The sequence below is a fragment of the Stenotrophomonas sp. TWI377 genome (genome assembly GCF_039674525.1).
Classification (GTDB): Bacteria; Pseudomonadota; Gammaproteobacteria; order Xanthomonadales; family Xanthomonadaceae; genus Stenotrophomonas.
On the sequence record NZ_JBDJNT010000006.1, the window covers coordinates 59,516 to 84,013 of the forward strand.

General features: G+C 66.7%; 17 protein-coding genes. 7 read left to right on the forward strand and 10 right to left on the reverse strand.

The annotated features are described in order from the left end of the window. Positions 1 to 208 precede the first annotated feature (208 nt). From ABE546_RS07575 to guaA, 4 genes are all read left to right on the forward strand, one after another. On the forward strand, positions 209 to 2,035 hold the full coding sequence (locus ABE546_RS07575; RefSeq protein WP_313212314.1) for a monovalent cation:proton antiporter-2 (CPA2) family protein: 1,827 nt from the start codon (positions 209 to 211) through the stop codon (positions 2,033 to 2,035). Between the two features lie 167 nt (positions 2,036 to 2,202). Then, positions 2,203 to 3,084, forward strand: coding sequence for a bifunctional methylenetetrahydrofolate dehydrogenase/methenyltetrahydrofolate cyclohydrolase FolD (gene folD / locus ABE546_RS07580; protein ID WP_346463082.1), 882 nt, complete (start codon positions 2,203 to 2,205; stop codon positions 3,082 to 3,084). 285 nt (positions 3,085 to 3,369) lie between these two features. Continuing rightward, positions 3,370 to 4,827 carry an IMP dehydrogenase gene (gene guaB, locus ABE546_RS07585; protein WP_123729717.1) on the forward strand — a complete coding sequence of 486 codons (1,458 nt, stop codon included), beginning with the start codon at positions 3,370 to 3,372 and terminating at the stop codon, positions 4,825 to 4,827. Between the two features lie 111 nt (positions 4,828 to 4,938). Continuing rightward, positions 4,939 to 6,504: a glutamine-hydrolyzing GMP synthase gene (guaA, locus tag ABE546_RS07590; RefSeq protein ID WP_313218074.1), complete on the forward strand. Its 1,566-nt coding sequence runs from the start codon at positions 4,939 to 4,941 to the stop codon at positions 6,502 to 6,504. 94 nt (positions 6,505 to 6,598) lie between these two features. On the opposite strand, the gene ABE546_RS07595 is transcribed toward guaA, so the two are convergent. Continuing rightward, positions 6,599 to 7,483, reverse strand: a complete 885-nt coding sequence (locus tag ABE546_RS07595; RefSeq protein ID WP_346463084.1) for a LysR family transcriptional regulator — start codon at positions 7,481 to 7,483, stop codon at positions 6,599 to 6,601. 97 nt (positions 7,484 to 7,580) lie between these two features. On the opposite strand from ABE546_RS07595, the gene ABE546_RS07600 reads away from it, so the two are divergent. Beyond that, positions 7,581 to 8,027: a PACE efflux transporter gene (locus ABE546_RS07600; RefSeq protein WP_346463086.1), complete on the forward strand. Its 447-nt coding sequence runs from the start codon at positions 7,581 to 7,583 to the stop codon at positions 8,025 to 8,027. Positions 8,028 to 8,156: 129 nt separating this feature from the next. Then, positions 8,157 to 10,610 (forward strand): M20/M25/M40 family metallo-hydrolase, encoded by a 2,454-nt coding sequence (locus ABE546_RS07605; RefSeq protein WP_346463088.1) that lies wholly within the window; start codon positions 8,157 to 8,159, stop codon positions 10,608 to 10,610. Positions 10,611 to 10,808: 198 nt separating this feature from the next. Here ABE546_RS07605 and lpdA read toward each other — a convergent pair whose 3' ends face one another. Genes lpdA through ABE546_RS07625 form a run of 4 tightly spaced genes read right to left on the reverse strand, consistent with a single transcriptional unit; the run spans position 10,809 to position 15,864 of the window. Further along, positions 10,809 to 12,215: a dihydrolipoyl dehydrogenase gene (lpdA, locus tag ABE546_RS07610; RefSeq protein WP_346463090.1), complete on the reverse strand. Its 1,407-nt coding sequence runs from the start codon at positions 12,213 to 12,215 to the stop codon at positions 10,809 to 10,811. 3 nt (positions 12,216 to 12,218) lie between these two features. Further along, entirely contained in the window at positions 12,219 to 13,562 is a 1,344-nt protein-coding gene (locus ABE546_RS07615; protein WP_070427217.1) for a dihydrolipoamide acetyltransferase family protein, read from the reverse strand. A 3-nt stretch (positions 13,563 to 13,565) separates the two neighbouring features. Next, entirely contained in the window at positions 13,566 to 14,609 is a 1,044-nt protein-coding gene (locus tag ABE546_RS07620) for an alpha-ketoacid dehydrogenase subunit beta (protein ID WP_070427218.1), read from the reverse strand. Between the two features lie 4 nt (positions 14,610 to 14,613). Beyond that, positions 14,614 to 15,864, reverse strand: a complete 1,251-nt coding sequence (locus ABE546_RS07625; RefSeq protein ID WP_070427219.1) for a 3-methyl-2-oxobutanoate dehydrogenase (2-methylpropanoyl-transferring) subunit alpha — start codon at positions 15,862 to 15,864, stop codon at positions 14,614 to 14,616. 262 nt (positions 15,865 to 16,126) lie between these two features. Between ABE546_RS07625 and ABE546_RS07630 the strand changes: the two genes are divergently transcribed. Next, positions 16,127 to 17,038, forward strand: a complete 912-nt coding sequence (locus ABE546_RS07630; RefSeq protein ID WP_070427220.1) for a LysR substrate-binding domain-containing protein — start codon at positions 16,127 to 16,129, stop codon at positions 17,036 to 17,038. Here ABE546_RS07630 and ABE546_RS07635 read toward each other — a convergent pair. The 5 genes from ABE546_RS07635 to ABE546_RS07655 form a co-directional block, all read right to left on the reverse strand. Continuing rightward, entirely contained in the window at positions 17,008 to 18,204 is a 1,197-nt protein-coding gene (locus tag ABE546_RS07635) for a hypothetical protein (protein ID WP_346463092.1), read from the reverse strand. The genes ABE546_RS07630 and ABE546_RS07635 overlap by 31 nt on opposite strands. After that, entirely contained in the window at positions 18,201 to 19,205 is a 1,005-nt protein-coding gene (gene bla, locus ABE546_RS07640) for a class A beta-lactamase (protein WP_346463094.1), read from the reverse strand. Before bla ends, ABE546_RS07635 begins: the two co-directional genes overlap by 4 nt. Then, positions 19,202 to 20,245, reverse strand: coding sequence for a DUF1611 domain-containing protein (locus tag ABE546_RS07645; RefSeq protein WP_313212689.1), 1,044 nt, complete (start codon positions 20,243 to 20,245; stop codon positions 19,202 to 19,204). The genes bla and ABE546_RS07645 overlap by 4 nt, the downstream gene beginning before the upstream one ends. A gap of 192 nt (positions 20,246 to 20,437) precedes the next feature. Then, positions 20,438 to 22,645 (reverse strand): TonB-dependent receptor, encoded by a 2,208-nt coding sequence (locus tag ABE546_RS07650; protein WP_346463096.1) that lies wholly within the window; start codon positions 22,643 to 22,645, stop codon positions 20,438 to 20,440. Positions 22,646 to 23,159: 514 nt separating this feature from the next. Then, positions 23,160 to 24,491 (reverse strand): peptide MFS transporter, encoded by a 1,332-nt coding sequence (locus ABE546_RS07655; protein WP_346463098.1) that lies wholly within the window; start codon positions 24,489 to 24,491, stop codon positions 23,160 to 23,162. Positions 24,492 to 24,498: the final 7 nt, after the last annotated feature.

A 24,498-nucleotide genomic window follows, 5' to 3' on the forward strand; every position in this document is an offset into this window, starting at 1 on the left:
GGATGCCGTTGGCGAGGGGCCGCCGGGTGAGCGCAGCCACGCGTGGCGTGGCTCTACCGGTGGGTTCGGTGGCGATTTCGGGACGATGTGGCATCCAGATTCAATATCGTTCTGAATTCAGCACGATAAAACGCATCATCCGCGCTATTGCCCTTCACCGCTTTGCCCTATCGTTGACCCATCTTGTGTAGTCCGGGGAAACAACCGCATGGCGGTGGAAGCAGGTGCCAGTGAACTGGTGAAAGTCGTCGCTCTGCTGGGCGCGGCAGTGGTCATGGTGCCGCTGTTCCGCCGGCTGGGGTTGGGCTCGGTGCTGGGCTATTTCGCCGCGGGCCTGGCCATCGGCCCGTTCGGGTTCGGCTGGTTCTCCGATCCGCAGGCCATCCTGCATACCGCCGAGCTCGGCGTGGTGATGTTCCTGTTCGTGATCGGCCTGGAGATGCGGCCCTCGCACCTGTGGAGTCTGCGCAACGAGATCTTCGGCCTGGGCACGCTGCAGATCGTGGTCTGCGGCGCGGTGCTGACCGGCGTGTGCATGCTGCTCGGCTTCCCCTTGCCGGTGGCCTTCATCGGCGCCGCCGGGTTCGTGTTGACCTCCACCGCGGTGGTGATGCAACTGCTTGCCGAACGCGGCGACATCGCGCTGCCGACCGGCCAGAAGATCGTCTCGATCCTGCTGTTCGAAGATCTGCTGATCGTGCCGCTGCTGGCGGTGGTCGCGTTCATGGCGCCGGTGCACAGTGATGCGGGCGAGAGCTCGCGCTGGGTCACCGTGGGTATCGCTGCCGGTGCGATCGTCGGCCTGGTGCTGGTCGGCCGCTTCCTGCTCAATCCGTTGTTCCGCATCCTCGCCGCCGCCAAGGCGCGCGAGGTGATGACGGCCGCTGCCCTGCTGGTCGTGCTCGGCGCCGCGCTGCTGATGCAGCTGGGTGGGTTGTCGATGGCGATGGGCGCGTTCCTCGCGGGCGTGCTGCTCAGCGAATCCACCTTCCGCCACCAGATCGAAGCGGACATCGAGCCGTTCCGCGGCATCCTGCTCGGCTTGTTCTTCCTCAGCGTCGGCATGGCGTTGGACCTCACCGTCGTGGCCAACAACTGGCCGCTGATCGTCTCCGGCGTGTTCGCGCTGATGCTGGCCAAGGCGGTCTGCATCTACGTGGTCGCGCGCATCCTGGGCAGTGATCATCGGCAGGCGCTGGACCGTGGCGTGGTGATGGCGCAGGGCGGCGAGTTCGCCTTCGTGCTGTTCTCCGCCGCGGCGGTGGCCGGTGTGATCGACGTACAGGTCAATGCCAATCTGACCGCGATCGTGGTGCTTTCGATGGCGCTGACGCCGCTGTTCGTGCTGCTGCACGACAAGCTGATGCCGGACCGGGAAGTCTCGCTCGATGGTGTCGAAGAAGCCGACGGCTTGTCCGGCAGCGTGCTGCTGATCGGCTTTGGTCGCTTCGGCCAGGTGGCGAGTCAGTCGCTGCTGGCGCGCGATGTGGATGTGACCATCATCGACAACGACGTGGACATGATCCACAACGCCGAGCGCTTCGGGTTCAAGATCTACTACGGCGACGGTACCCGGCTGGATGTACTGCATGCGTCCGGCGCGGGGTCGGCGCGTGCGATCGCGGTGTGCGTCAACAGCGACCAGGATGCCGATCGCATCGTCGAGCTGGTCACCCACGAGTTCCCCCAGGCCAAGCTGCTGGTGCGCTCGTTCGATCGCGAGCATTCGCTGCGCCTGATCCATGCCGGCGTGGACTTCCAGATCCGCGAGACCTTCGAGTCGGCGCTGCAGTTCGGCCAGGCCGCGTTGATGGAGCTGGGTGCCGATCCGGACGATGCGCGTGAGATCGCCGAGCAGATCCGCGAGCGTGATGCGGAACGCTTCGAGCTGGAGATGGCGGGCGGAGACCTGCGCGCCGGGGCGCACATGGTGTTCGGCACGGCGCTGCCGGGCGTGCCCACGCCGACCCCGTTCACCGCGCCCAAGCGCAAAGCGCGCACGCTCAACGCGGACGAGGTGCCGGAAGAAGAATAAGCAGGGTAGTGGCCGGCGCGGGGCGGGCCCCCCGGGGGGCCCCCCCCCCCGGCCGGCACCCAGGTGGGCCCATCCCACGTGCCGGCCAGCGGCCGGCACTACCGGTGGGCGGGGCGGGCCGAATCAGGGACAATAGCCGACCGTCGCCCCCACGCCTGCCGCCCTCGATGAGCTCACCGACTTCCGACACCGCTTCTTCCGCCCGCATTCTCGACGGCCGCCGCATCGCCGAAGACCTGCTGGACAGCCTCAAGGTCCGGGTAGATGCCCGCCTGGCTGCCGGTGGCAGCCGTCCGGGCCTGGCCGTGGTGCTGGTGGGTGGCGATCCGGCGTCGACCGTGTACGTGCGCAACAAGCGCCGCGCGGCCGAAAAAGTGGGCATCGAAGCCTTTGATTACGATCTGCCGGCCGGCACCACCGAGGCCGAGCTGCTGACGTTGATCGACCAGCTCAACGCCGATCCGAAGATCCACGGCATCCTGGTCCAGCTGCCGCTGCCGGGCATCCCGGACGCCAATCGCCTGATCCACCGCATCGACCCGCGCAAGGACGTGGACGGCTTCCACCCGGAAAACGTCGGCCATCTGGCCCTGCGCGAGTTCGGCCTGCGCCCGTGCACGCCGCGCGGCATCGTGACCCTGCTGGGCCATACCGACCAGCCGGTGCGCGGTCGCAACGCCACCATCGTCGGCGTCAGCAACCACGTCGGCCGCCCGATGGGCCTGGAGCTGCTGATCGCCGGCTGCACCGTGACCAGCTGCCACAAGTTCACCCCCAAGGACGTGCTGGAGCAGTCGGTGCGCAACGCCGACATCCTGGTGGTCGCCGTGGGCCGCCCGGGCATCGTCCCGGGCGAGTGGGTCAAGCCGGGCGCCGTGGTGATCGACGTGGGCATCAACCGCCTGGAGGATGGCCGCCTGGTCGGCGATGTCGGCTTTGAGGCCGCCGCCCAGCGCGCCAGCTGGATCACCCCGGTCCCGGGCGGGGTAGGGCCGATGACCGTGGCCACGTTGATGCAGAACACGATCGAGGCCGCCGAGGCGTTCTGACCGCCCTGTGCCGACCCACGGTCGGCACCTCCCGCGGCGGCGCCTCCGGGCGGACCGACACCTGCCGCCCCTGGTCGAGCCGCCGGGTGGCCGGCTGCTGTTGGGGCGGTGGCAGGGGTTTCCTGGCGCTCCCGCCCACCGGTCGGCTCTACCCGATCCAGGCGTAGCCGACCAACGGTCGGCTCTACCGGGTTCGTCGGCGCGACACAGCGTCGCACCTGCCCCCTGCCAAAGACGCCCGAATCAGGGTAAAATGTCGCGCTTCCCCACATCTCGGGTATGCCGATGCTGCGCATCCAGGCTGAAGCTCTCACCTACGACGACGTCTCCCTCGTCCCCGCTCATTCCATCATCCTGCCCAAGGATGTCAGTCTGGAAACGCGCCTGACGCGCGACCTGCGGCTGAAGCTTCCGATCCTCTCGGCTGCCATGGATACCGTCACCGAAGCCCGCCTGGCCATCGCCATGGCCCAGCTCGGCGGCATGGGCATCATCCACAAGAATCTGAGCGTCGAGCAGCAGGCTGCCGAAGTGGCCAAGGTCAAGAAGTTCGAGGCCGGCGTCATCCGCGACCCGATCACCGTCGGCCCGGAGACCACCATCCGCGACGTGCTGGCGCTGACCCAGGCGCGCAACATCTCCGGCGTGCCGGTAGTGGACGGCGGCGGCCAGCTGGTCGGCATCGTCACCCACCGTGACATGCGCTTCGAGACCGAGCTGGACGATCCGGTCCGCCACATCATGACCAAGAAGGATCGCCTGATCACGGTCAAGGAAGGCGCGGCCTCCGATGAAGTGCTGCAGCTGCTGCACCGCAACCGCATCGAGAAGATCCTGGTCGTCAACGATGAGTTCGCCCTGCGCGGCCTGATCACCGTCAAGGACATCCAGAAGAACACCGATTACCCGAATGCCGCCAAGGACACCGCCACCCGCCTGCTGGTCGGCGCGGCCGTCGGCGTCGGTGGTGATACCGACCGCCGGGTCGAGGCGCTGGTCGCCGCCGGGGTGGACGTGCTGGTGGTGGACACCGCGCACGGCCACTCGCAGGGCGTGCTGGACCGCGTCAGCTGGGTCAAGAAGCACTTCCCGCAGGTGCAGGTTGTCGGTGGCAACATCTGCACCGGTGAAGCCGCACTGGCGCTGCTGGACAGCGGCGCGGACGCGGTCAAGGTCGGCATCGGCCCGGGCTCGATCTGCACCACGCGCGTCGTCGCCGGTGTCGGCGTGCCGCAGATCACCGCGATCGACCTGGTCGCCGAGGCGCTGCAGGACCGCATCCCGCTGATCGCCGACGGTGGCATCCGTTACTCCGGCGACATCGGCAAGGCGCTGGCCGCCGGTGCCTCCACCATCATGATCGGTGGCCTGCTGGCCGGTACCGAGGAATCGCCCGGCGAGACCGAGCTGTTCCAGGGCCGCTCCTACAAGAGCTACCGCGGCATGGGCTCGCTGGCCGCGATGGAGAAGGGGTCCAAGGACCGCTACTTCCAGGACGCCTCCAGCGCCGACAAGCTGGTGCCCGAAGGCATCGAAGGCCGCGTGCCGTATCGCGGCCCGGTCGGCGGCATCATCCACCAGCTGATGGGCGGCCTGCGCGCCACCATGGGTTACGTGGGCTGCGGCACCGTCGAAGACATGCGCAGCAAGCCGAAGTTCGTCAAGATCAGCGGCGCCGGCCAACGTGAGAGCCACGTCCACGACGTGCAGATCACCAAAGAGCCGCCGAACTACCGCGCCTGACGCGGCATGAGCAAAGAGGAACGAGGAAGCTGATTCCCGTTCCTCTTTCTCTATCGGCCGCCGGTAACGACGCTGTGTTTCCCGTATTTACTCCTGCATTGCCCGGGCACCATGACCAACATCCATAACGACAAGATCCTCATCCTCGATTTCGGCGCCCAGTACACCCAGCTGATCGCGCGCCGCATCCGCGAGCTCGGCGTGTACTGCGAGATCTGGGCATGGGACCACAATCCGGCCGACATCGCCGCGTTCGGCGCCAAGGGCATCATCCTGTCCGGTGGCCCGGAATCGACTACGCTGCCGGGTGCGCCTGCCGCACCGCAGGAAGTGTTCGACAGCGGCCTGCCGATCTTCGGCATCTGCTACGGCATGCAGACCCTGGCCGCGCAGCTCGGTGGCGCCACCGAAGCGGCCGACCAGCGTGAGTTCGGCCATGCCGAAGTCAACGTCGTCGCCCCGGATGCGCTGTTCAAGGGTCTGAGCGACCACGGTGGCGAGCCGAAGTTGAATGTCTGGATGAGCCACGGCGACCACGTCTCCGTCGCGCCCCCGGGCTTCACCGTCACCGCCGTGACCGATCGCATCCCGGTGGCCGCGATGGCCAACGAAGAGAAGCGCTGGTACGGCGTGCAGTTCCACCCGGAAGTGACCCACACCCTGCAGGGCCAGGCGCTGCTGCGCCGCTTCGTGGTGGATGTGTGCGGCTGCGAGACCCTGTGGACCGCCGCCAACATCATCGACGACCAGATCGCCCGCGTGCGCGAGCAGGTCGGCGATGACGAAGTGATCCTGGGCTTGTCCGGCGGCGTCGATTCGTCCGTCGTGGCTGCGCTGCTGCACAAGGCGATCGGTGACAAGCTGACCTGCGTGTTCGTCGATACCGGCCTGCTGCGCTGGCAGGAAGGCGACCAGGTGATGGCGATGTTCGCCGAGCACATGGGCGTCAAGGTGATCCGCGTAAATGCAGCGGACCGCTACTTCAGCAAGCTCGAAGGCGTCAGCGATCCGGAAGCCAAGCGCAAGATCATCGGCAACCTGTTCGTGGACATCTTCGATGAAGAATCCACCAAGCTGAAGAATGCCAAGTGGCTGGCGCAGGGCACCATCTACCCCGACGTGATCGAGTCGGCCGGCAGCAAGACCGGCAAGGCCCACGTGATCAAGAGCCACCACAACGTCGGCGGCCTGCCGGAGCACATGAAGCTGGGCCTGGTCGAGCCGCTGCGTGAGCTGTTCAAGGACGAAGTGCGTCGCCTCGGCGTCGAGCTCGGCCTGCCGCGCAGCATGGTCTACCGCCATCCGTTCCCGGGTCCGGGCCTGGGCGTGCGCATCCTCGGCGAAGTGAAGCGCGAATACGCCGAACTGCTGGCCAAGGCCGATGCCATCTTCATCGACGAACTGCGCAAGGCCGATCTGTACGACAAGACCAGCCAGGCGTTCGCGGTGTTCCTGCCGGTGAAGTCGGTGGGCGTGGTCGGTGATGCGCGTGCGTATGAGTGGGTGATCGCGCTGCGCGCGGTGGAAACCATCGATTTCATGACGGCGCATTGGGCGCACCTGCCGTATGACTTCCTGGGCACGGTGAGCAACCGGATCATCAATGAGCTGCGGGGAGTGTCGCGGGTGGTTTATGACATCTCGGGGAAGCCGCCGGCGACGATCGAGTGGGAGTGAGTCTGCGTCCAGCCCTGGCTGGTATCTAGACACACGGACGTACACGGAAGCCCGCAGAAATGCGGGCTTTTTTGTTCTCTTCGGGTGTACGGGGTCAGAGGTGGTCGCGCATCAGCGCGATCACATCGCCAGCGGCACGTCGCACCGGCTTCCTGCGCAGCCACACCAGGTGCACCGGCATCGTCACGCCGTTCTCCAGGTTGTCGAACGCCAGCACTTTCACGCGTCCAGCAGAAACGGCGACCTCAACGACATCCGCCGGCAGGTTGGCCCAGCCAGCACCGCGTTCCACCAGCCCCAGCGCAGCCTCCACAGAGTCCACATGCCAGCGGGCGTCGGACACCAGCAGCCGACGATCTGCGACGTCGTCGTCTGGCCCAGCCACCACGATCTGGCGGCTGCCGCTGAGATCCTCCAGACGCCGAAGGCCCGCCGGGAGACCGGGCGTGTCCGCCGTGGCCGAAGCGACGGCGATGAAAAGAACGTTGGTGACATAGGTGAAGGCCTCTTCTCGGTCCACCTCCGTGGAGACGGGCAGCAGGACCAGATCGGCCCGCTCCTGGTGCAGCATCTCGCGAACCTGGTCCTGGGGCAGTCGAAGCAGGTTCACCCGCAGCAGAGGGTACCGACAGCCCACCCGGGCGAGCGCCTCCAGCAACGTCTGGTCCGGAACGCCGGCGGCGACAGCGACGGTCAGAGTGCTCTCCAGATTCTGCGAAAGCTCCACGGCATGGATCTGCAACAGCCGCAACCTGCTGGCGACGGAGCGCGCGTGGGGCAGCAGGGCCAGTGCTTGTGCGGTCGGCAACGCCTCGCGGCGCGAGCGGTCAAACAGTGGATAACCCAATCCGGCCTCGATGTTTGCGATGCCCATGCTCACTGCGGAGGGCACCCGACGCAGCGCGCGGGCCGCGCCGGAGAAGGAGCCGTGGTCGACCACAGCGAGGAAGAGATCGATGTCATCGCTGGAGAGGGACATATATCTTTCAATAATTCTGAAAGGAGATGACTTTTTCAGTCAGTGATTCTGAATATAGCATCCACACCCTTCGCCAGTGACCAAGCAGGAGGATGTGATGCAGGGCGTAAAACGCAAGGTGATCTACGTCGGGGGCTATGAGCTTCTGGGACTCGCGGTGGGAACGATGGTCATGACGGTGCTGACCGGCAAGTCACCGGCCACGACCGGACTGCTGGCGCTGATGATCACGGGGATAGCCACGGTATGGAACGTGAGCTTCAACTACCTGTTCGAGGCATGGGAGCGGCGCCAGCGCGACCGCACCCGCACGGTACGCCGACGTGTGCTGCATGCCGTGGCGTTCCAGCTGACCCTGGTGTGCTTTCTGGTCCCGCTCATCGCATGGTGGCTGGGCATCACGTTGACGCAGGCGTTCGTACTGGACCTGGTGTTCATCGTCTACATCCCTTTTTATACGTTCGCCTACAACTGGGCGTTCGACCGGTGCTTCGGCGTTCCCAGTTCCGCAGTGAATCACGAGGGGAACCCGCATCTTGGCTGATCAGAAAATTGTTTGACAGATCCGAAATTGCTTTGTAATCCTGTGAAGGTCCCCTTGCTGGATTGCCCCTGTGCTCGTTATCCCGCGCCTCTGCAGCCTGGCGAATGACCTAGACCACAGGGTGCGCGCATGAGCGCGCTCCGGTCATCCCGCGGCGTCGCACGCTACACGCTGCCACTGCTGCTCCTCAGCATCGTCATCGCCGCCTGGTCCGCCTGGAGCGCGCAGAAAACCCCGCCGCCAAAGCCAGCCACCATCGCCACCACCGAGTTCTCGGCCGCACGTGCGATGCAGCACCTGAGCTGGATCGCGGCCGAGCCCCATCCCACCGGCTCAGCGGCTGCGGCAAGGGTTCGCGACCAATTGGTGAACCACCTGCAGCAGGCCGGACTCCAGGTATCCGTGCAGCGTGGCCAGGCGGCTGCCGAGTACGGCAAGGGCGACGGTCGCGGTGTGCGGGCGGCCAATGTCGAGAACGTGGTTGCGGTGCTGCCGGGCCGCGATCGCAGCCTGCCGGCGGTGCTGCTGATGGCGCACTACGATACCGTTCCCCATTCGCCCGGCGCAGCCGACGATGGCCTCGGCGTGGCGGTGATGCTGGAGATCTCGCGTGCGCTGCAGAACGATCTGCGGCAGCGTGACGTGGTCTTCCTGTTCACCGATGCGGAGGAGGCCGGCCTGCTTGGCGCGCGTGCGTTCTTCGCCTCGCATCCGCTGTCGTCGCGTATCGGCACGGTCGTCAATCTGGAAGCCCGCGGCAGCAGCGGCCGTGCGGTGCTGTTTGAAACCGGGCCGGGCAACGCGGCGCTGCTGGGCACGTTCGCCAAACTCGCGCCGCAGCCGCTGGGCAATTCGCTGACCGGTTTCGTCTACCGCTACATGCCCAACGGCACCGACTTCACCGTGCCGGCGCAGAAGGGCATTCCGGGGCTCAATTTCGCGATCATCGGCAGCCAGATCGACTACCACGCCGCCACCGCGAGCGTGGCCAATCTCGACCCGGGCAGCGTGCAGCACATGGGCGCGCAGGTGCTGCCGCTGGTGCGCCGGCTGGCGACCTCGGCGACACTGCCGACCTCCACCCAGGATGCGATCTACAGCGATCTTCCTGGCGGCTGGATGATCAGCGTGCCGATGTGGTCAGGCTGGTGCGTGCTGGCGGTCGGGCTGCTGGTCATTGTCGTCGTCGCACGGCGTGCCACGTTCAACCTGGGCGGATGGCGCGGCGTGGTCAGTGGTGTGGCCTGGTGGCCGCTGGCACTGCTGTCGGTCGCGCTGGCGGTGCGTGTGTCTTACCGGTTGCTGGGCGGTGGCGATGCCACGCTGGTGATCAATCGCGACCTGCTGGCGGCATTCTCGACGCTGGCGGCGGGCGAGGGGCTGTTGTCCATCGGGGTGGTGGTGGGGTTGGGTGCGTTGCTGGCCTGCAAGGCTGCGCGCAAACCGGCTGCCGCACTGGCGCTGCTGGCCGGTGCGTGCGCCTCACTGCGGGGTGGGTTCGATGTGATCGGGCTGGTGCTGGGCGTGCTGGTTGCGCTGCTGGCCTGGACAAGCGCGGGAACCGCTGCACGCGGTGAAAGCGTGCGGCTGGGCGCCTTGCTGGTGGCCTGGATCATCGGCGCGGTCGTGCAGGTGCTCGCGCCGGAGCTGGCACCGTTGCTGCTGTGGCCGCTGCTGGCGGTGGCCGCGGTGGTCTGGCTGCTGCCGGCGCACGCGCCGCTGACCGCATTGCGTGTCCTTGTCGCGGCAGTGATCACCGCGTTTGCTCTGGCGCACGTCTTCCACTTTGCCCTGCAGCTGTTCGAGGCGATCGGCTTCGGCACGCCGGAGGTGCTGGCGTTGCCGTTCGCGTGGCTGGCCGTATTGCTGCTGCCGTGGGTACGTATAGCCGAGGGTGGACGCGGGTTCGCGATCGCTGCGCTCGTGACGTTGCTGGCGGCTGCGGGTGTACTGGCCGCCGCGTCATTCACCGAGGCGGACCGCACGCGCTACCCCGAGCTGTCCCAGGTGCTGTTCGTTGCGGACCCAGACAACCAGCACTACCACCGCGTCAGTTCACTGCCGCAGCTGTCTGACTGGAGCCGGCGTGCGTTGGGCGGCGCGCAGGCTGAACCTGCCCGCCTGCCGATTCCTGCGATGGATCTGACATCTGTCTGGGCAACGACGGCGGACGCCATTGCGGTGCCAGGGCCGGTGCGTTTCGAGCGCTCCTACGATGCCGATACGGGCCAGGCGATATTGCGCGTGCTGGCACCAGCAGGCACGCGCGAACTCCGTGTACGGCTCAAGAGCGGGGCAATCGTGCGCAATGTGCAGCTGCAGGGCGAGGATGCGCCCCTGCTGGACGAGGCAGGTCGCTGGTCACGACTGCGTTGGCAGGCGCCGGGCCCGGACGGGATCGAGCTGCGCTGGCCGGCAGACAGTGGCCCGGTCGAGGTGCAGGCCGCAGCCGGGATCGATGGCTGGCCCAGGGATGCGGCGCCATTGCCTGCGCGGTCTGCGCACATCGTGCCGTGGTCGACCTCGGACATGACCTGGATTCTGGGCGCGACGCGCGTGAGCCACGAGGGCGGAGCGCGGTAGGGCGGAGCGCATTGGGATCGGCGGCACTACGCACGATGGGATGGACGGCCGGTGGCCCATCCGCCACAGCCAACAGCCACGGCCGCTCGTTGCGGCGTACCGGAAGCAACACAAAGAAACGGCCCGCAGTGCGGGCCGTTTCTCTTCCTGCCTGGACATCCAGCGCTGCCGATGCCTCAGCAGCGCCTTGCAGATGCGTCAGATATGCAGCGCATGCCCCAGCGCACGCAGTGCCGCTTCCTGCACCGCCTCACCCAGCGTCGGGTGCGGATGGATCGTGCCGGCGATGTCTTCCAGCGTGGCGCCCATCTCAATCGACTGCACGAAGGCGATCGACAGTTCCGAGACCTGCACGCCCACGGCCTGCCAGCCGAGGATGCGGTGGTCGCTGCTGCGCGCGACGACGCGCACGAAACCATCGGTAGATTCCAGCGACATCGCACGGCCATTGGCGGCGAACGGGAACAGCGCGACCTTGGTCTCGATGCCCTGTGCCTTGGCTTCGTCCGGCGACAGCCCGACCACCACGATTTCCGGGTCGGTGAAGCACACCGCCGGAATCGCGGCCGGCACGAAGTGGCGCTTCTTGCCGCTGACGATCTCGGCCACCAGTTCGCCCTGCGCCATCGCCCGATGCGCGAGCATCGGCTCACCGGCGACATCGCCGATGGCCCACACGTTGCGCATCGAGGTCTTGCACTGGTCGTCGATCTTGATCGCCTTGCCGGTCAGATCCAGCTGCAGCGATTCGAGATTGAAGCCGTCGGTCTTCGGGCGGCGGCCCACCGCGACCAGGATCTGGTCGGCGTCCAGCGCGATTTCGTTACCGTCCTTGTCACGCACGCGCAGCTGGCCGTTGTCGGCCAGGCCGAGCACGCTGTGGCCGGTCAGCAGCTTCACGCCGGATTTCTCCAGATGCGTGGCCACTGGCTTGGTCAGCTCGGCGTCGTAGGCCGGCAGGATGCGTTCCTGGGCCTCGACCACGGTGACGTCGCAGCCGAGCTTGCGGTACACCGTGCCCAGCTCCAGGCCGATGTAGCCGCCACCGACGACGATCAACTGCTTCGGCAGCGAGGTCGGCGAGAGGGCTTCGGTGGAGGAGATGACCTTGCCGCCGAACGGCAGGAACGGCAGTTCCACCGGCACCGAGCCGGTCGCCAGCAGCAGGTGCTCGCAGGTGATGCGCAGCGTGCCGCCGTCTTCCGCGGCACCGGCGATCTCGACGGTCTTGCCGTCGACGATCGTCGCCCAGCCCTTGATCAGCTGCGCGCCGTTCTTCTTCAGCAGTGCGCTGACGCCACCGGTCAGCTTCTTGACGATGCCGGCCTTCCACGCGACGGTCTTGGCCAGGTCCAGCGACGGGGCCTGCACGCTGATGCCCAGCGGCGAGGTACCTGCCGCATAGGCGGTGACCTTGGCGAACTCCTCGGCGGCATGGATCAGCGCCTTGGAGGGAATGCAGCCGATGTTGAGGCAGGTGCCACCCGGATTGACGCCCTCGACCACGACGGTCTTGACGCCGAGCTGGCCGGCGCGGATGCCGGCGATGTAACCGCCGGGGCCGCCGCCGATGATCAGCAACTGGGTTTGAAGGGTATTGGACATCGCTTACTCCACGAACAGCAGGGCCGGGGTTTCCAGGCGCGTACGGATCGCCTGCACGAACTCGGCCGCATCCATGCCATCGACGATGCGATGGTCGAACGAGGACGACAGATTCATCAGCTTGCGCGCCACCACCTGGCCCTCGCGGAACATCGGGCGTTCGATGATGCGGTTCACACCGACGATCGCCACTTCCGGATGGTTGATGATCGGGGTCGACACCACACCGCCCACCGCACCGAGGCTGCTGATGGTGATGGTCGAGCCGGAGAGCTCCTCACGGGTCGCCTTGCCCACGCGCACGGCATTGGCCAGGCGCGCGATCTCGGTGGCGGTCTGCCACAGATCCAGCGACTCGGCATGCGCGACCACCGGGACCGACAGGCCGACCTCGCTCTGGGTCGCGATACCCAGCTGCACGCCCTCGTAGCGGGTCACGATGTTGGCCTGGTCATCAAAGCGGGCGTTCATCTGCGGGAAGTCGCGTGCGGCCAGCACCACGGCGCGTGCCAGCAGCGGCAGCAGGGTCAGCTTGCCGCGCTCCTTGGCCCAACGTTCGTTGAGCTTGGCACGCAGGGCTTCCACTTCCGTGACGTCGATTTCTTCCACATAGGTGATGTGCGGAATGGTCGTCCAGGACTGCTGCATCTTCTGCGCGATCTTGCGGCGCAGGCCGATGATCGGCACCTGCTGCTCGCCGGTGCGGCGCGCGTAGCTGCTGCCGCCGGCACTGCCACCGACCGGCTGCGCCTTGCCACCGGCGGCGGCGTAGGCATCCAGATCGGCCTGCAGGATGCGACCGCCCGGGCCGGTGGCCGGCACGTAGCGCAGCTCGATACCCAGGTCCCAGGCGCGGCGGCGCACGGCGGGCGAGGCCAGCGGGGCTTCACCGGCGTTGAGCACGCCGTTGGTGACCGCGCCACGCGCGTCCTGCTTGGCGGCACAGGCAGGTGCGGAGGCAGCGGCGGCCTTGGCCGGCGTCGCAGCCGGTGCGGCCTCGGCGGCGGTGGCAGGTGCAGCGGCCGGTGCAGCCGCCTTGGGCGCAGCAACCGGTTCGGCCGGCGCGGCAGCAGCCGGTGCACTGGCAGCACTGGCATTGCCGGCGCCTTCCACTTCCAGGCGGATCAGCTCGCTGCCGACGGCCATCATCTGGCCGGGCGTGCCGCCCAGCGAGACCACGGTGCCTGACACCGGCGAGGGGATTTCGACCATGGCCTTGTCGGTCATGACCTCGGCCACGACCTGGTCTTCGGCGACCGGGCCGCCGACCTCGACCTTCCAGGTGATCAGTTCGACTTCGGCGATACCTTCACCGATGTCCGGCATCTTGATGACGTGATGTCCCATGGTTCAGTCCTCCAGCACGCGCTGCATTGCATCGATGACCCGGGACGGACCCGGGAAGTAGTCCCATTCCTGCGCGTGCGGATACGGGGTGTCCCAGCCGGTAACGCGTTCCACCGGGGCCTGCAGATGGTAGAAGCAGTGCTCCTGCACCAGCGCGACCAGCTCGGCGCCGAAGCCGCAGGTGCGGGTGGCTTCGTGCAGCACGATGCAGCGGCCGGTCTTCTTGACCGAATTGACGATGGCGTCCAGGTCCAGCGGCCACAGGCTGCGCAGGTCGATCACTTCAGCATCGATCCCGGCATCTTCGGCGGCGGCCTTGGCCACCCACACGGTGGTGCCATAGGTGATGATCGTCAGTGCCTTGCCTTCGCGGGCGATGGCGGCCTTGTCCAGCGGCACGTTGTAGTAGCCCTCCGGCACCAGGTTGTCCGGGTACTTGGACCACGCGGTGACCGGGCGATCGTGGTGACCGTCGAACGGGCCGTTGTACAGGCGCTTGGGCTCCAGGAAGATCACCGGATCGTCGTTCTCGATCGAGGCGATCAGCAGGCCCTTGGCGTCGTACGGGTTGGACGGCATGACCGTGCGCAGGCCGGTGGCGTGGGCGAAGATCGCTTCCGGGCTCTGGCTGTGGGTCTGGCCACCGTAGATGCCACCGCCGCACGGGGTGCGGAACACCAGCGAGGAGGTGAAGCTGCCGCCGGAGCGATAGCGCATGCGCGCCGCTTCGGACACGATCTGGTCGTAGGCCGGGTAGATGTAATCGGCGAACTGGATTTCGGCGACCGGGCGCAGGCCGTAGGCGGCCATGCCGATCGCCGCGCCGGCGATGCCGTTCTCGGAAATCGGCGCATCGAACACGCGCTGCTTGCCGTACTTGGTCTGCAGGCCGTCGGTGCAGCGGAACACGCCGCCGAAGTAGCCCACGTCCTGGCCGAAGACCACCACGTTGTCGTCGCGTTCCAGCATCACGTCCATCGCCGAGCGCAGCGCCTGGATCATGGTCATCGGCGTACCGCCGGTGTTGTTCTGTTCAATCCCGCTCATGTGTTCAGACTCCCAACTGCTGACGCTGGCGACGGAGGTGTTCGGGCATGTCCTTGTAGACGTCTTCGAACATGAGGGCCGCGCCGGGACGGTTGTCGCTGCCGAGCAACCCGTGGGTCTCGGCTTCCTTGAGGGCACGCAGGATCTCGGCATCCAGTTCGGTGCGCAGTTCGTCGTGCTGCTGCTCGCTCCACAGGCCGCGCTTGATCAGGTGCTGCTTCAGGCGGTCGATCGGATCGCCGAGCGGGAACTGCTGGGCATCATCGGCGGGGCGGTACTTGGACGGATCATCCGAGGTCGAATGCGGCCCGGCGCGGTAGGTCACCCACTCGATCAGGGTCGGGCCAAGATTGCTGCGGGCGCGTTCGGCAGCCCAGCGCGAGGCGGCGTACACCGCCAGCAGATCGTTGCCATCCACACGCAGCGACGGAATGCCGTAGCCCACGCCGCGCGCGGCGAAGGTGGTGTTCTCACCGCCGGCAATCGCCTGGAAGGTGGAGATCGCCCACTGGTTGTTGACCACGTTGAGCACGACCGGGGCGCGGTACACGTGCGCGAAGGTCAGCGCGGCGTGGAAATCGCCTTCGGCGGTCGCGCCATCACCCACCCATGCGGTGGCGATGCGGGTGTCGCCCTTGATCGCCGAGGCCATCGCCCAGCCCACGGCCTGGATGTACTGGGTGGTCAGGTTGCCGGAGATCGAGAAGAAGCCGTAATCCTTGTACGAATACATGATCGGCAGCTGGCGGCCCTTCAGCGGGTCGGCCGCGTTGGACAGCACCTGGCAGATCATGTCGACCAGCGACACTTCCTTGGTGATCAGGATGCCCTGCTGGCGGTACGTCGGAAACTGCATGTCGTCATCGCGCAGCGCCAGGGTCTGGCCGACGGCGATCGCTTCCTCACCCAGGCACTGGATGTAGAACGAGGTCTTCTTCTGGCGCTGGGCGATCAGCAGGCGGGCGTCATAGGCGCGCGTCTTGAGCATGGCGTGCATCGCACGCAGCAGCACGGCGTCGTCGATGTCGGCAGCCCACGGGCCCACGGCGTCGCCGTTGTCATCCAGCACGCGGATCAGCTGGCCGGTCAGCGGTGCGGTCTGGCTGGCGCTCACATCCACGGGCGGTTTGTCGACCGCGCCGGCGGGGCTCAGCTTCAGATAGGAAAAGTCGGTGGCCTCGCCGGGACGGGCGCTGGGCTCGGGCACGTGCAAACGCAACGGTTCACGCGTGGCGGGGATCTGGGGTGATGACATGTCAGGGGCCTCGCTGGGCTTGGGTCATGGAGCTACAGGCATACCGCAGGCGGGGGGCAACGGTAATGGCGATGTTGGCGCGCCGACATCCGGGCGGGATCTCGTCGCGAAGCGGGTAAGGGCCAGCGCTTGCAAGGCGGCTGGGGCCATGGCGCATTGCACCCGGTGTGAAGTCTAGAGGCACAGCGGCTTATCGTAAATTTGTTTAATTGCGTATGAGGTATTGTTTATTCAGATATCTTCATTCCGTGGGAGCCCGTGCATGCAAATCCCCGCCAACATGACCCTGCGCCAGCTGCGGTACTTTGCCGAAGCGGCCGAGTTGGGGCAGTTTTCGCAGGCTGCGCGCAAGCTGCACGTCTCCCAGTCGGTCATCACCACCGCGGTCGCCCAGCTGGAAACCTCGCTGGGGCTGAAGCTGTTCGACCGCATGCCGCACGGGGTCGGATTGACCGCCGAGGGGCACCGCTTCCACCAGCATGTGCGGCACATCCTGGATACGTTGCAGGACGCGCTCAGCGAGCCGATGTTCCTGGCCAACACGCTGCCAGGCCGGGTGAGGATCGGCGCGTCCTACACGGTGCTGGGCTATTTCCTGCCGAGCCTGCTGGCGCGCTTCAAGCGCTCCTACCCGCAGGTGGAGGTGGATCTGGTCGACATGGACCGCGCGGCGATCGAACAGGGCGTCGGCAGCGGTGAGCTCGATTTCGGGCTGTGCATCATCTCCAACATGGCCGAGCCCTATGTGCTGCGGCGCCAGGTGCTGATCCGCTCGCGCCGCCAGCTGTGGCTGGCCGAGTCGCATCCGCTGCTGCAGCTGCCGGTGATCAGCCCGGCCGACGTCGAGCCGTACCCGTACATCATGCTGATGGTCGACGAAGGGCAGGAGTCGGCGATGCGCTACTGGCGCTCGGTCGGGCGCGAACCCAACGTGGTGTTCCGCACCTCGTCGCTGGAAGCGCTGCGTGGCATGGTCGCCTACGGCTTCGGGGTCAGCATCCTGTCGGACATGGTCTATCGACCGTGGTCGCTGGAGGGGCGCCGGATCGACGTACGCACCCTCACCGATGCGGTACCGCCGATGGAAGTCGGCCTGGTCTGGCGCCCGGACGAAGACCTGTCCGCGCCGGCACGCGCACTGCATCAGTTCCTGGTCTTCGCCTGTGGCGGATGAGCGCCGATGGCATCGGCCAGCGCGGGGCGCGGATCGGGCAGTTCACCCACGGGCGCGGTGAAGGCCTGCCCGCGGCGTGACCAGATCTGCCACGCCGAATAGGCCAGCAACGGCACCACGTAGGTGGCCAGGATGGCGTAGGCCAGCAGTCGGTAGCCCTTTGCGATCAGTGCGACCAGGCCGATGCCATCGGCCATGAACACGGCCATCAGCAGGATCGCCACGATGATCGCCACGCGGACCCCGCGCTTCGGTGCGGTACCGGTGCGTTCCTTCCAGTTGACGCTGATGCGGCCGTCCACCGAGGCCATCAGGGTGACGCCGGTTTCGACCAGGGCCACCATGATCATCAGGCGGAACAGCAGCTGGAACCACGGCAGGCCGAGCTGGCCAAGCATGAGGTCCGACGGCAGCGGCGCGTCGGCGATGTCCGGCAGGAACGCGAGCATGCAGACGTAGAACACGATCGCCGGCAGGATCGCCAGCGGGCCGGCCAGGGCGCCTGCGATCACCGCATCGCGTCGGCACAGCAGGTGGCGCACCACCAGCAGGATCGAGACCGCCGCGAACATGTTGTAGCCGGCGTAGGTCACGCCGTTGAGCACCCAGTCCTTGCCCAGTTCATGGGTGTTGGAGAGCTGTGCCATCGCGCCGCCACCGAAGCGGTACAGGATCAGGCACGCGGCAATGGCGTAGACCAGATACATGAAGGCCGACATCAGCTTGAACATGCGTTCGACGGCATTGGTGCCGGCCTGCACCACGCCGGTGATGATCGCCACCAGCAGCAGGGTGCCCACGATGCGCGGCCAGCCGAACATGGTCGCGGCCAGTTCGCCGGCGGCGGCACCGAACACGGCCAGCACCACCACGATCAGCGCCAGGTAGGCCACCTCGAAGGTCCACCAGCCACGGCCGAGCAGATGCCGGAAGAAGGTGCGGTAGTCGTTGGCACGGATCGCCCGTGCCAACAGGAACGTCAGGATGCAGATCACGCTCCAGATCAGCATCGACAACACCATCGCCGCCAGGCCGCCCCAGGGGCCCGAGGGCAGGAAAAACTCCGCCAGCTCACGGCCGGTGGCGTAGCCGCCGCCGATCACGGCCGACTTGAACGCCAGACCGGGCAACAGATACCGCTGGAACCGGCTGGCGGCGGCGGTCACTTGCGGGCGGCCGTGGGCTGCAGCAGGTAGAAGTCACGCACGGTGCGGGCGATCTCGGCGATCACACGCTCACGTTCGCTGCGCGGGGAATTGCTGGCTTTGACGAACACGGAGATCGCGAACTGGCTGCCATCGGGCAGGGTGACCACGCCCACATCGTTGACGGTGCCGGCCACGGTGCCGCTCTTGTCGGCCACCTTGGTGCCCGGCGGCAGGCTGCCCCGCAGGCGTGCACTGCAGGTGCGGCAACGTTCCATGATCTGCACCAGCACCTCGGTGCTGGCCGGGCTCAGCGCCTTGCCGGTGAACAGCTGGGTCAGCAGGGTCGACATCGCCCGCGGCGTGGAGGTGTCGCGCGGATCCTTGTCGAAGGCTTCATTGCCGGATTTGGTGCGCTTGACGACCTCGGGGTCGAGGGTCAGTTCGGCCACGCGCTCCTTGGTCAGCGGCTCGTCACCGAGGCCGAAGATATCGCTGAGCAGCTGCCGGGTGTTGCGATCCAGGCGCTGGCCTTCAATGCCCTGCGCGCGCAGCCAGGCAGTGACCGCAGCCGGCCCGCCAGCCTGCGCCACCAGCACGTCGGTGGCGGTGTTGTCGCTCTGGGTCAGCATCACTTCAAGCAGGTTGTGCACGGACAGGCTCACGCCGTCGTGGATGAAACGATCGGCGATCACTTCCGAATCGACATAGAACGATTTCGGCACCGGCACCATCGTGGTCAACGCCAGTTCGCCGGCATCGACCTTGGTCAGGATCACGGCCGCCACGGCGACCTTGAACGTGCTGGCCATCGGGAATGCTTCGTCGGGATTGAGATGGACCTGCGCCCCCTTGCCATCCAGGCGCCACGCCGAGACACCCACCTTGCCGTCGACCAGGGTAGCCAGGCGCGCGACTTCGGTTTCCACCGGGCTGGTCTTGCTGGCGCTGAACGCGGCGAGCGGACTCAGGCCCAGCAACGCGGCAACGCACAGGCTCAAGGTACGGGATGTCATCTTCATGCGATGCAGGCCTCCAGCAAACGGTTGAATTCCCCATCTTGCCGCATCGGGTCGGCCACCGGCAGACCAAGACGCGCGCTGACCTCGGCACAGGCGGCCGATGCCGCGGCCTCGGTCATGCCATGGGTGTTGAGACTGACGCCGACGCAGCGGATATCAGGATTGGTACGGCGTCCCAGCTGTACGGTCAACGCGATCACCTCTTCGATGGAGGGCAGCGGATAGTCCGGATACCCCAGCACGTGCTTGCGCCCCGGCTGGTGGCAGACCACGAACACATCCGGCTGGCTGCCATGCAGCAGACCGAGGCTGACGCCGGCGTAGGCGGGATGGAACAGCGAACCCTGGCCTTCGATGACATCCCAGTGATTGTCGGCCGCATTCGGGCTGAGCAGTTCGGCGGCACCGGCCGAGAAATCGGCGACCACCGCGTCCATCGGAATGCCGCTGCCGGCGATCAGGATGCCGGTCTGGCCGCTGGCACGGAAGTCGGCATCCACGCCGAGTCCACGCAGGCCGCGTGCCAGCGCCAGCGCGGTGTATTTCTTGCCCAGCGCGCAGTCCGTGCCGACGGTCAGCACGCGCTTGCCGGTGCGCTTGCGGCCGTTGCCAACCGGGATGCCGCGCGGCGGCACGCGCACGTTGATCAGCTCGCGTCCGTGGCGTTCGGCCGCGGCAGCCAGTTCCGGAATGTCATCCAGCTTCTGGTGCATGCCACTGACCAGGTCCAGGCCGTTTTCCAGTGCGTCCACCAGCGCCGGCAGCCACTGCGAGGGAATCACCCCACCGCCGTTGGCCACGCCGATCACCATCGCACGGGCACCGGCGGCGCGCGCCTGCGCGGGGGTCATGCTCGGCAGGCCGGTGGTGATCGGGCAGCCGGGCAGGCTCCACTCGGCCACGCACACTTCCGGCGCCCAGTCGTGCAGGCCGATCGCGGTCTTGGCGAAGCCCGCTTCGGTGGTATCGCCCAGGAACAGCAGGTACGGCTGGGGGAGGGCGGCGAGAGCCTGTACGGCAGCGGTGGGCGTTGCGCTCATGAGGGATCCAGTAGTCGGCGGAGAGAAGAGAGGGGAGGCATTCACGACGAGGGGCTCGTAGTTGTTAGACCTGGTTGGATCTGTATAAGTCCTAATCAGAGAATATGCAACCCAATCAGGATAATCCTTTAGTCTCTTCCGACGGTGGGCCCGGCGACGGCGTGCGCAACACCGGGCACGGCGCTACGGCACTCAGTAGCGATAGTCGATCGACATGCCGATCGTGCGGGGCTGCAGCGGCACGCCGGTCACCGCGACGTAGCGGTTGAGCGCGTCCCGCACCGAGCCGGTGGAGACGTAGGCACGCTCGTCGGTGGCATTGCGGGCGTACAGGCGGACCGTCCACGTCATGTTGGTCAGCTCGGCATGCAGGTCCAGCGCGTTGTAGCTGTCGATGTCGTACGCGCCGGCCACGCGCTCGCCGGTGACGCGGTAGCCGGCGCCGACCCGGCCCTGCCACTGGTCGCTCACATCGAAGTCGTAGTCGATCGTGCTCGACCAGCTCAGGCGCGGCGTCATCGGCATCCGGCTGCCGGACACCAGTCCGCTGGACGGCGGTACATCACCGATCTTCGAATCGATGTAGGCGGCATTGAGGCCGATCGTCAGGCGCTCGGCCGGGCGGACCATGAAGCTCAGTTCCGCCCCCTGGCTGCGCGCGCTGCCGGCGTTGCCCATCCAGCTCAGGCCGTTCTCGGAAACGCGCACCTGGATGTCGTCCCAGTCGATCCGGAACAGCGCCAGGTCGATCATCGCGCGGCGGTCCCAGAAGTGCGATTTGAAGCCGAGCTCGAGGTTGTCCAGCGTGTCGGCCTTGGTCATCGGCACCACGCCGGAGGTCGATACGTTCGGTCCACCCGGGCGATAGCCGGTGGCGTAGCGCGCGTAGATCATCGAACTGTCGTTGAGGTGCCAGCGCGAGGCCAGCTTCCACGTGGTCACGCTGTCATCGGCGGAGTCGGCCAGATCGATCGGCCGCGGGCCGTACAGCAGCCCGGTGCTGTGCTGTTCGAAATCCTGCTGGTTGCGCGCGTGCCGCACACCGGCGGAGACATCGAAGCGTGGGCTGAACTTATACGTGACGTCGGCAAAGATCGCCTGCTCGTCGTAGGTGCCGGGCAGGCTGGCGGCACCGGGGTTGAACGGCAGCGGGACGCCGTTTGCATCGTAGGCACTGACCTGCTGGCGGTTGGTGTTTTTCTCGCCGGTGAAGAAGGTGCCAAGCAACCATTCGAAGCGCTCGTTCTCCTTGGAGTTCAGGCGGAACTCCTGGGTCCACTTGCGCGTGCCGAGGAAGACATCGAACTGGGCCTGGCCGGCCGGGTACGGGGTCAGCAGCGGCCAGGCCACGCCATAGACCAGCGTGGAATCCTGCACTTCGTCCATGCGGGTTTCGGAGAAGCTGGTGGCGGAGACGAAATCAACGTTGCCCAGATCCCAGTCCAGGATCGCCGAGTAGTAGTCGGTTTCCATCCGGTACGGCGTGGCGCGCTGGAGGATGCCTTCGAGCGGGCCGCGGATCGGCTCCAGCGTGGGATAGGTCAAGCCCACCGCACTGGAGTTGTCGGCATCCACGATCTGCGACAACGCCTGCACGCGCAGGTTGGCGGTGTCGCTGATGCGCCAGGTCAGCGCCAGGCGGGAGGCCAGCTGGTAGTAGCCGTTGCTGTCCTTGGCGTCCTCGCCGGTGAGGTCGGGTTGATCCACATAGCCGGGCGTGCCCTGGCGCGAGAGGCTGGCGCGCAGGCCCAGCTTGCCTTCGATCAGCGGCACGTTGAACGAGGTGCGCACGCCAGTGCCCACGTCGCCCGCTTCCTTGGTGGCATTGACGTCCATGCCGGCGCGGAACTCGAAACCATCCGGATCAGCCGCCTTGGTGACGTACTTGAACAGGCCGCCCATCGAGCTGGCGCCGTACAGCGTGCCCTGCGGGCCGCGCAGCACTTCCACGCTCTGGATGTCATACGGCAGCAGATCCAGTGCATAGGTGGTCGCGCGCTGCTTGTTGCTGCTCGGGCCGATCGGGGTGTCGTCGATGTAGGTGCCGATGATCGAGCCACCGCCGAGGGGCGCGACACCGCGCAGTGCCATCGTGGTCTGACCCGGTGCGCCGCCGCTGTCCACCTGGAAGCCCGGCACGTAGGCGGCGAAGTCGTTCAGGCGGGTGGCGCCGAATGCCTCGAGACGCTCTTCGCTGATCACGCTGACCCCGGCCGCCACCTCCATCACGTTCTCGGCGCGCTTCTGTGCGGTCGCCACCACGCGATCAAGCTCCACCACATCGGGTGTGCTGCGGCTGCCATCGGCGTCGGCATCCTGGGCCATCGCCGCGGTGGCAAGGCCCATGCAGCACAAGGTGACGGTGGAAGCGAGGATCGAACGTTTCATCGGCTTGCGCATGTGGCGGGCTCTCCGGAATCAGCAACGGGGTCAGGCAGGAAAAACGACGGCCGTGCACGGCGGTAACCGCCGTGCACGGGTAGGGACGCGCGCGCTGTCGCAGCCGCGCCGGGTTGGCACGTCGGTAAGGGGAGGGGGCGTGGGGGAAGGAAACGGCAGGTAACGGGCCTTGGCAGGTGCAAGGCCGTGTTGCTGGCCAGGGGCGCGATGGGCGTGGAGGCTGGCGGTCAGTGCGGGCGCGCGGGCACACCGGCGGCTGGGGTCGTACGGAAACTGATCGGGCATTTCGACATCCCTACAAATCCTATGTAAGGAATATTTAGCCTGATCAGGTATATGTCAAGCGCAATCAGAAAACATCATCCCATTACGGACTATTGCGCTGCAGCAATTCAGCGGGTGCCGAACGGCGTTGCCGGGCGGTCTGATCTGTCCCAGGGGCGTACGCCGGGAAACGGGTCGCTATCGACCGCGATCGTCGCTGCGGCCGATCGCGATGCTCAACGCTGCCGGCTCAACCCGACGTCACGGCACCGTCGGCCGCGGCGGCACGCTGTGGTGCAGGTGCAGCATTGCCGACGAGCAATGGCCGGGCACGTCGCTCCAGGCGCAGCATCAGCACCGCAACCAGCATGCAGGTGCCCGCCATCAGCGAGAAGAAGACGGCACTGGAGAGCGTTGACCACAGCGTGCCGACCGCGCCGGCCAGCAGGTTGCCGCCGAACGAGGCCAGGAACCAGAACGCGATGATCGTGGCACCAAAGCCGACCGGCGCCAGCCGTGCGAACAGGCCCAGTCCCACCGGCAGGATGAAGAGCTCGCCGAAGGTGAAGATCGCAAAGAACAGGACGGCCCACAGCCAGCCCACCTTGGCCGACGGTTCACCGCCCAGCATCGCCACCAGGGCAAAGGACAGGCCGACCACCGCAGCACCGATCGCCATCTTGGTCAGTGCGGCCGGCTCGCAGCCGTTGCGGGCCTGGCGGGTCCAGTGCTGCACCAGCATCGGCGTGATCAGGAACACCAGCAGCGGATTGAGCGAGAAGAACCAGGTCATCGGCAGGGTGAAATCGGCGGTGAGCACGCGGTCCACGCCGGTGTCGAGCCAGATCGCGATGGTGTTGCCGATCTGCTCGTAGGCCAGGCGGAACACCACGATCAAGCCGGCAATCATCGCCATCACCTGCAGCAGCGGGCGGTAGGCTGGCTGCCACAGGGCGGAGAAGGGCAGCGTGGCGCGTTCGCTGCGCGGCGGATCCGGCGGCAGATGGCGGCGGCCGGTGATGTAGATCACCAGGCCGAGCAGCATGCCGATGCCGGCTGCGGAGAAGCCAACATGCCAGCCATACACCTCACCCAGCGTGCCGCAGATCAGCGGGGCGAGAAACGCACCGAGGTTGATGCCCACGTAGTACACATTGAACGCCGAGCCACGGCGCGGATCATCGCGCTGGTACAGATCGCCGACCTGGCCGGGCAAGGTCGGCAGGAACAGCCCGTTGCCGAGCACGATCGCCAGCAATGCCGGATACAGCAGTGCATCGAAGGCCATCAGGAAGTGGCCGAACGCCATGATCGCGCCGCCCAGGATCACGGCCCGCCGCTTGCCCAGCCAGCGATCGGCGAGCATGCCGCCGAACACCGGGCTGAGGTAGGCCAGCGCCGTGTACAGGCCGTAGACCATCGAGGCCTGTTCCTGCGAGAACAGCAGCTGCTTGGTCATGTAATAGACCAGCAGCGCCCGCATGCCGTAATAGGAGAACTTCTCCCACATCTCGGTGAGGAACAGGATGGTCAGGCCTGGCGGTTGCCCGAACCAGGCCTTGCGCGGTGCATCGAGGGTCATCGGGCAG